Consider the following 9,021-nt stretch of genomic DNA (forward strand, 5'->3'; position numbering starts at 1 on the left):
TTCCACCTAGCGGACAAGGTGTTCTGACCCCGGTTGCTCTGCGATCACCGCTTCGGGAGCATTCCAGGTCACCGCAAGCTCCGGCGAGGCCCCGAAACCGAGTGCCGACACCCAGAGGCCATAGGGTGCTTGCTCCTTCTCGAAATGGGGCTTGTGAGAGGTGTCGGGCTCGACGCCATCACAGACCAAGGTGAGCCGGTGCAGACCCTCTGCCAGTTCAAGCGGAGGACTGACGAGCGTGCGCTCATCGCCTGACTCGATGCGCCAGCGGGCCAGCACGGTATGACCGTTTCGAAGTTCCAGGACGCGAGACGCTCTGCGGGTCATTCCCCGAAGCGCGAGGACGATCGGTCCGGCGGCGGTCGGATTGTAGAGGGTCAGTTCGCTGACGGGGTCGATGAGCCGCCCGACCCCCAGGCGAGTCGGGATATAGCCTCGCCAGCCCTTGGCACAGAGCAAGGTCGGGCGGGAGGGGGCGGGCAGGAGGTTCGTGTCGTAGACCGCCGTCACCTCGTCTTCGAACACCTTTGCCGGTGCGAGCCGCTGCTTGATCTGGTCGAATTGCACCGGCAATTCCGGATAGTCTTCGGGACGATGGTGGAGCACCACATAGTCGAATCCAAAGGTCTTCAAATAGAGCCAGGCGAAATCGTCAAACCGCTGAACCCCTGTTAAGCCGATCGGCTCGAAGGGAATCACGTCAGATTCCTTCAAATATCCCGGATCTGCCAGGCGATGAGCATGAAAGGGGGAGGAGTGGGTGACCAACGGTTCGTGAATCGGGTTAAGGTCCGCCGTGTAGCCTGCCGAGGTTCGGAGGCCGTGGAACGATTGCCAGTATGTGCAAAGCGCGGGCATCCGCCACCCAAAATTGGCGTGAGGCGCCTCGAACAACGCGGCATTGGGTGAGCGTTCCTTGATCCACTGATACGCACGCGGCAATTCCGGAACCGGTCGGGTGGGGAACGGTACGTGAGCCAGATCGACCAGAGCGACCACCATTAGTAGGATCGCCACGGTGGCCCGTCCGAAGGCATTCGGAATGCGACCAAGGAGATGCCTGAACCCGGCCGCCGCAATCAGGACGGCCAGCAGGGACGCGAAGTAGGCAAATCGAGCGGGTACGCGCACAGGCTTGAGAATCTTGCCGTACTCGCGAAGCCAATGGGCCGGCATCGGGATTTCCGCGTTGCCGATTGTGATGGACGCTCCAAGCGACAGAATCACCAGCATGGCCAGCCCAAGCCACCAGAAGGAAGCCCGGGGAAACCGGACTCTCGCCACGGCAGCGTACGCCACCAATCCGAGCGTCACCATTCCCAGATAGGCTGGAAAGAACGCCTCTCCGAGCAAAACCGAGCCTGGCTTCTGCAACCAACCTGCGAGGAGCTTCGGGGCGATTGGAATGAGATACCCCCCAAGACTGGCCTTGTAAAACTCGAACTCACCCGATGATCGGTCCATCGGGAAGCCATGAGTCATGGCCCAGACCTGGCTGGAGAAGAGGACGAGAAGTGCGGGGAAGGTCAATCCGACAAACGCCACGAACCATCCGAGACGAGGAAGGATGAACGGTCTCCGCAGCCGCCATCCTTCTCGCCAGGCGCTCCAAAGGACGTAAAACGTCGCCGGAAAGACTCCGAACAGCCCGTAATAGGGTGCGCTCATCGCCAGGAGCAAATACAGAGCTGCCGCCAGGAGCAATCGCCCGCGCGAAGGGTGATCCACGAAACGAAGCCATCCGACCAGGAACAGCGGGAACCAGCCCAGGGTGATCTGTTCAATTTCCCCAACAGCGAAGTAGGAGATTGGCCCCGCGAGCATCGCCAGTAATCCGGCCAGGGTCGCCGCCCAGGAGTTGCGCAGAACATACCAGGCCAGAACATAGGTGCCGCAACCGGTCAGCACGAACCCCAGGAACCAGATGATGTTGAAGCAAAGCAAGTCATTCGAGAGGAACGACGAAAGGCCAAGATAGAGCAGGCTCTGATATTGCAACGGGGGGAGGTAACCCACCGGAGCTCCGACCGGATGCTGAAGACCGAGGGCCAGAAACGGCAGGTTCCCTTCCATCAGGCACTGCTTGTACCAGCGCATCGTCCAGAGATGGACCAGCGGATCGGCCGGATGTCCTGGCAACGCGGTCTGAACTGTGGTGATGGCCGGGAAGGTCGCTCCGATCGCCACCCCAGTATAGAGGAGCGCAATCAGTATCAGACGGCGCACGGAGGGGAATTCAGGAGCATCGGGAGTGACCGCGTCTGGGAGCGATTCCATCCTACAAGATCCTCCGTGATCCCGAGATGGTGGGGCGTCTCCGAACGAGGAGCCCAGACATCCCGAGCGCGTCGAGCAGGGGATCGCTCGGGGTTCGATTCTCCGAGCGGGCCGGCTTGGGTCACACCGCTAACCTTCGTGAATCAACGCGGGTGGGGGATTGAAACAGGAAGGGCCGGGTGGGTCAACCGAAGTCGACCCACTCGGCCGTTTCAAGACTCTGCAGGCGGTGGTGGTTCCAATCAGGGAGTCTGTCGGGCGTTCAGGCGTTCGATGAAGCGGAAGGTGGGGCTGGGCTGACCACCGGAGAGTCCATCAACCCCCGGGGTTCGTCCCGGTCCGGGTTGCGGCCGGAAGGGAGCACCGGGCGCCGCCGGAGGAATGACAGGGCCCGCTTCCAGGCGAACGCGGCGGGCAAAGAACGCCTGATCGAAGGACTCGGGACTGACCAGCGGGTTGAGGCTATTGTCAATCAGGCCTTCGACCTTGGCGTTGATGTAGCCGGTCGGGAGCTCCAATTCATTCGGGCCGCCGAAAACCCCCTCGAACGGCTGGACCGAAGCGGCGAAAATCGAGTCGAAGACATCTCCGGCCACCCGGACCCCCATCTGTCCTCCGGACTGGGCGGTTGGCGCTGCCCCGGCCCCGGTGCCAGGAGTGTAACCGGCCAGGACGTTGGTGTTGATCACGTCCCCTCCGAAGGTCAACGATCCGGCGTTCCGACCGACCAGGATGGACGAGCCGACGGCTCCCCGGTTGGCCTTCAACTGCTCGATTTCGCCGGCCTGGATGGATACGGTATCCATGCCCAGTCCGAACATCGCCGTTCGAACCCCTTCAACGGCCGAGATCGTGACCTTGTTCGTCTCGCCACCGATGAAGAAATTCGTCAACCGAGCATTGTTCCCGCCGACCTGGACCGTCATGTTCGTGGCGTTGCCACCAATCCGGAACCGTCCGATCGCCCCGGTCGCCACCTGCCCTGGAACCTGCGGAGCCTGGGAGATGATGGTCGTCCCTCCGGAATTCTGTCCGTCGAATGACCCCGTCTCTCCCAGGTCCAACGTCGGATCACCTTCGATCGTGTTGGCCTGGAATACGTTCAGGCGGCCACTCACGTTGAAGGTCACGATATCCTGAGGAGTCAGGGGATCAACCAGGGTTTCCGGGTTGGTCGTATCCACTCGGTCGAGAATGATGCTCGTACCGACCCGGGTCGGTAGCCCCAGATTGATCGAGAATCGGTTGGGCTGGCTGTCGGCCGAGGGAGGATCAGGAGGTTCCGCGCCGAACGACGCTCGGGTTTCGACCCCTCCGAAGTGCAGCGTCACGACGCCGTCGGGAATGTCGATCCGCCCTTGAACCTGCTCGGTCCCGCCCGGGCTGGTGTCGCCGAGCCAGAAATCGGGCATGTCGATGGCCAGCATGCCGACGCCGGTTCCGGGGCCGGGTGAGACACTCGCCGGCGAAAGCAGATTTTCGAAGAAAACCCGTCCATCACCACCCGCAGCCTGCTCGACGACCCCGATCAAACGGGTCTTTGAGGGGTTCGCCCCTTGAACGGTGATGGTATCAATCAGACCTGGCTCACCGATGGGGACTGGGGTCACCCCATCGGTTCCTGGCTGGTTGGTCACCCGAAGCGATCCCGGTCCGACCAGTCGCAACGTCCAGAGGTCGCCATCGAAATCAACTCCGTGATAGACCGTCGAGAGCATTTGACGGCCCTCGAGACAATCCGGCCCCGGACGGAAACTCAGTGACCGACGGCGCTTTGACGTCGACATGGAGACACTCTCCCTGAAGGGGAAACCCTCGCCCGATGCGGGACGACCCGCCCAGCCTGCCGCGCCAGGTCGCAGTCGGCCTCACCACGAGACGGGCGAAGCCCAACGGCCCCCTCATCGCTCGATCCAACCACCGCGACCGCCGATTCGTCCCGGTACGGGACACGGAATCAAGCCAGGGAACGTTCCCCCGCGGTCGTGACCAACTCACTCCTATTCAGTCGGTTCCCGTCTCGCACCCCTTGAGGAAAACCGACACGACCGGCACGATCAACAGAATCGCCAGCCCTCTGAGAAATCCTCGGGACTGGACCACCGGCAGAAATGGCTGCTAACATGCATTAAACCCATAAGTTTCCATCTGGCCAGGGAGGGCTTGAGCGCGTTGCCGACGTCCACCGCAACCGGATCAGGCTCGGTGGGTCGTCCGTAGCGTAGGAGGAGCCGATGAGTCCGAACCCTCCGCCCCGACGTCGGCCAGCCGTCCACATTACTGATAGCCGGGCTGCTCGGTTGCATCGCCTTGCTCGATTGCTCGACGAGGCTCCGCGTTCAAGAGCGGAGTTGCTCGAGATGCTTCAAATCGGCCTGCGGACGTTTTACCGAGAGCTGGAACTCCTGCGCCGCTGCGGGGTCAAAGTGCGCCTGATCGGCAAGAGCTACCAACTCCGGGGCACCTTATCGCAAGCGGAGGCCCTCTTGCCGTTCCCCGATCCTCGGCTGAGTTTTGCCGAGATGGTGGAGCTCTCCTCGTACCCAGGTCCGGCTGCGAAACGTCTGGGAGGAATGTTGAAGCGGGTACTTGACCAGTCGGCCGGGAAGACTTCGAAGCGGGCTCAGGGTCGCCAGAACGGCGCAAAAGAAAACCCCCCGAAACGTCGGGGGGCTCGGAAGTGACCGGGGTGGGACTCGAACCCACGACCAGCGGATTAACTTACCCCATCGGCTTTCACCGACCTCAGGTCAGCCCTGGTGAGAGGCTTCCCCGTGTTGGAGTCTGGACTCTCCCTTCACCATCGCAGGTGTGCCGCGTCGAGTCTCTGAGGCTGGGCCCGACGATCCGCCGGAGCCCTTGCCTGCTGATGACCCAATCCCTCGCACTTTTCGAACCGTCACGTTGGCCGTTACCAGCTGGCGTTGTGGTGGCGGGGGCTCTCAGGGCGTCCCAGCATACTGCGGCATCCACTCTCGCGGTTCGGTTTCTTCCCGTGAGAGGCTCCAATTGTGCACGCCTAAGGGCGGCGTCGAAGTCCGCTGCTCTACCGACTGAGCTACCCGGTCGGTGATGAGCCGACAGGAGAAGGAGACCGGATTGCTCCGGTCTGACCGCACCTGACACACACTACCATACGCAACCAAGGTCGCCACGTCCAGGGACACGCGTCTTTCCTCGCATGTTCGGGCCGAAACGGGATCGACCATACTGGATTCTGATTGGCAACCGATGGCCTCGGACATGGTGAAACTTGGTTTAACTTTTTCTTGTCGCTGGCGGGGAACCTCAGTAAAGTCTAGGAGTGGGTTTTCGTCCCATGGTTGGGACTCGAGCCGGGGGACGGCCGTGGTTCCGGGTTGCCGGCAGGGGACTCCGAGGAGATCAAAGTGATGCACAGGTGGCTGGCCGCAACGATAATCGGACTGGTCCTGACGGCAATCGGCCCTGCCGGCCTTCCGGCCTCGGAGGTCGTCGATCGATCCGAATCACCGCTGACGGAAGTGCTCCGAATCGTTCCGGATGCGGTCACCTTGATCGGCCCCGACGCGGTCCAGCAACTGGCGGTCGAAGGCCAGGAAGACGGCAAGGACCGAACCTCCTCGGCCCGATTTTCGAGCGCGGATGAATCGGTCGTCGTCGTCGATGATTCGGGAATGATCTCGGCTCGGGGTGATGGCAAGACGATCGTGCGCATCGAGGCCGAAGGACGTCAGGTCGAGGTTCCGGTTGAGGTCCGAGCATTCGACAACCCGCCACCGATTCACTTCACAAACCAGATTGTGCCGATTTTCACCAAGCTCGGCTGCAACGCCGGGGGCTGCCACGGGAAATCGGGTGGTCAGAATGGGTTCCGCCTCAGTTTGCTCGGGTTCGAGCCGGAACTCGACTATGAGACTCTGGTCAAGGAGGGCCGAGGTCGGCGCGTCTTCCCAGCCGCCCCCGAGCAGAGCCTCTTGCTCCTCAAGGCCGTGGCCGACGTTCCGCATGGCGGCGGCAAGCTGCTTGTGGAAGACTCGCACGAATACCGCCTGATTCGCCGATGGATCGCCGAGGGAATGCCAGTTGGTGATCCCGAAGCGCCGACCGTCGCCCGGATCGAGATCCACCCGCCGTCCCGGGTCCTCGATCAGGGAACCGATCAGCAGCTGGTGGTCACGGCGGTCTACTCGGACGGTTCAACCGAGGATGTGACGCGGTGGGCTCAGTACGAGTCGAACGTTTCCGAGATTGCCAACGTTGCCGAGGGCGGGCGGGTTCGCACGGCGGACCTGCCCGGCATGGCAGCCGTGATGGCCCGGTATCAAGGCAAGGTGGCCGTTTTTCGTGCCACCGTTCCCCGAGGGGAACCTGTCGCCGATCCCATTAATTTTTCGCCCAACAACTTCGTCGACGAACTGGCTCTCGCTCAGTGGAAGGAACTGGGCTTGACTCCCTCGGACCTTTGCTCTGACGAGGAGTTCATCCGTCGAGCCTCCCTGGACATCACCGGCACCTTGCCAACGGTCAAAGAAATCGACGCGTTCGTGGCGGATGCCGACCCGGAGAAGAGGGCTCGACTGGTCGATACGCTTCTGGACCGTCCCGAATATGCCAAGGTCTTCGCGGTCAAGTGGGCGGACATCCTTCGAAACAAGCGCGCGGGCAACGCTCGAAATCAGCGTTCCACGTTCCGGTTCTATGACTGGATTCGCCGCCAGATTGATCAAAATACCCCGTTTGACGAGTTTACCCGTCAGATCATTGCCGCCAGTGGCACACCGGAGACGGCACCAGCAACCGTCTGGTATCGGGATTTGAAGCAGGCTGACGAGTTCGTCGACGACGCCGCCCAGGTTTTCCTTGGGATGAGACTTCAATGCGCGAAGTGCCATCACCACCCGTTTGAAACCTGGAGCCAGGACGATTACTACGGCTTCGCGGCCTTCTTCGGGAGGGTTGGGCGTAAGGGATCGTTGACCTCGCAAAAGGGAGGCAGCGATGAGTTGGTGATCTTCAGCAAGCGGAGTGGCCAGGTCTCGCATCCGAAGACCGGACAGGCGATGCAGCCGAAGGGGCTTGGAGAAGCCGAGCCCTTCGCCATTCCGGCGATGGAGGACCCAAGGGAAGTTCTGGTCGACTGGCTGGCCCGAGAAGACAACCCATTTTTTGCCCCTGCGGTCGTCAATCGCTACTGGGCTCACTTCTTCGATCGGGGCCTGGTTGAGCCCATTGATGACCTTCGCGAAACGAACCCCGCCACGAATCCGGCCTTGATGAAGGCGCTGAGCGACGACTTCATCGCCTCGGGTTACGACCTCAAGCATCTGGTCCGGACCCTCACGACGAGCAAGCTCTACAGCCTGTCGAGTGAGCCGAACGAGACCAATGCTCGTGATACTCAGAGCTTCGCCCGCTTCTATCCCAAGCGGATGAGCGCAGAAATCTTGCTCGATGCCATCTCTCAGGTCACCCGGGTCCCGAACCGATTTGACGGGCTGCCGTCGGGATTTCGAGCCATCTCGCTCCCCGACGAATCGGTTCGTTCCGACTTTCTCGACACGTTCGGACGGCCGATGCGAGACACCGCTTGCGAATGTGAACGGATTGAAGACGCGAGCCTCAGCCAGAGCTTGATGCTGTTGAATTCGGCGGAAGTCCAGGCACGACTCTCGGATGACGCAGGACGAGCCGCGGCCCTGGCCGCCGACCCGAGACCCATCGAGGAGCGGATCGACGAACTGTTCCTGCAGACCTTCGCTCGAACTCCGTCGGACAGCGAGCGAGCCACGGCCATCTTCCACGTGGAGTCGAAGCCCGGCCAGGAGCGAGAGGCGTTTGAGGACATCCTCTGGGCCCTGGTCAACGCCAAGGAATTCCAGTTTATTGATTGACGGATGCTCGCCGGGGCTGGACCCTGGCGAGTCCTTGGCACGACCTTCCCTGTTTTCCAGGACCGACGACCATGCTCCTCCTCGGCACCGTCACGTACAACATTGCCAAGGACTGGGACCTCGACACGATCCTGACGAAGCTTCCCGCGTTGGGCTTCGAAGGGGTTGAGCTGCGAACCACTCATGCCCACGGTGTCGAGGTCTCCTTGTCTGACGCCGAGCGAGCAGCCGTGCGCCAGCGGTTCAGCGACTCGGGCCTGGAACTCGCCGGGCTGGGCAGTGCCTTCGAATACCACTCGGATGACCCAGCGGAAGTCCGTCGTAATATCGAGGGAACCAAGGAATTCATCCAGCTGGCCCACGACGTCGGTGCCCCGGGGATCAAGGTCCGCCCGAACGGTATTCCGCAGGGAACCGATCCCGAAGCCACCTTCCGTCAAATCGGCGAGTCGTTGCTCGAAGTCGGCGAGTATGGCGAAGGCTTTGGTGTGGAGATCCGGGTTGAAGTGCACGGGCGGGAGACGGCAACGTTTCCCGCCTTCGCAAGGATCATGAATCACGCCAAGCACCGCAACGTGACGGTCTGCTGGAATTCAAATCCGACGGATCTGATCGACGGCTCGATTGAACCGGCCTTCCAAATGGTTGCTGACCGAATCGGCCTGGTTCATATCAACGAGCTGCACAGCGGATACCCGTACCGAACTCTTTTCCGGTTGCTAAAGGAATCGGGCTATCAGGGCTTCACCCTCGCCGAGATTCCTGATAGCCCCGAGCCGGATCGACTCCTGCGCTACTACCGAGCGCTCTGGGAGGCCCTTCAGCCCGATCAGGATTCCGACTGATTGCCGACTGAATCCCTCAAAGATTC

General features: G+C 61.6%; 5 protein-coding genes. 3 read left to right on the forward strand and 2 right to left on the reverse strand.

Features of this window, described 5'->3' with window-relative positions; genetic code table 11:
- Positions 1–6: 6 nt before the first annotated feature.
- Complete coding sequence (locus GA615_RS22535) at positions 7–2,277, reverse strand: hypothetical protein (RefSeq protein ID WP_152053581.1); 2,271 nt, start codon at positions 2,275–2,277, stop codon at positions 7–9.
- Between the two features lie 242 nt (positions 2,278–2,519).
- Positions 2,520–3,995, reverse strand: coding sequence for a hypothetical protein (locus GA615_RS22540; RefSeq protein WP_152053582.1), 1,476 nt, complete (start codon positions 3,993–3,995; stop codon positions 2,520–2,522).
- Positions 3,996–4,511: 516 nt separating this feature from the next.
- Here GA615_RS22540 and GA615_RS22545 point away from each other — a divergent pair.
- The 3 genes from GA615_RS22545 (at position 4,512) to GA615_RS22555 (ending at position 8,995) form a co-directional block, all read left to right on the forward strand.
- Entirely contained in the window at positions 4,512–4,961 is a 450-nt protein-coding gene (locus GA615_RS22545) for a hypothetical protein (protein WP_201750287.1), read from the forward strand.
- Between the two features lie 708 nt (positions 4,962–5,669).
- On the forward strand, positions 5,670–8,150 hold the full coding sequence (locus GA615_RS22550) for a DUF1549 and DUF1553 domain-containing protein (RefSeq protein ID WP_152053583.1): 2,481 nt from the start codon (positions 5,670–5,672) through the stop codon (positions 8,148–8,150).
- Between the two features lie 71 nt (positions 8,151–8,221).
- The gene (locus GA615_RS22555) at positions 8,222–8,995 is read left to right on the forward strand and encodes a sugar phosphate isomerase/epimerase family protein (protein ID WP_152053584.1); all 774 of its coding nucleotides are present in this window, start codon (positions 8,222–8,224) and stop codon (positions 8,993–8,995) included.
- Positions 8,996–9,021 lie beyond the last annotated feature (26 nt).

The organism is Tautonia marina (genome assembly GCF_009177065.1).
Lineage (GTDB): Bacteria > Planctomycetota > Planctomycetia > Isosphaerales > Isosphaeraceae > Tautonia > Tautonia marina.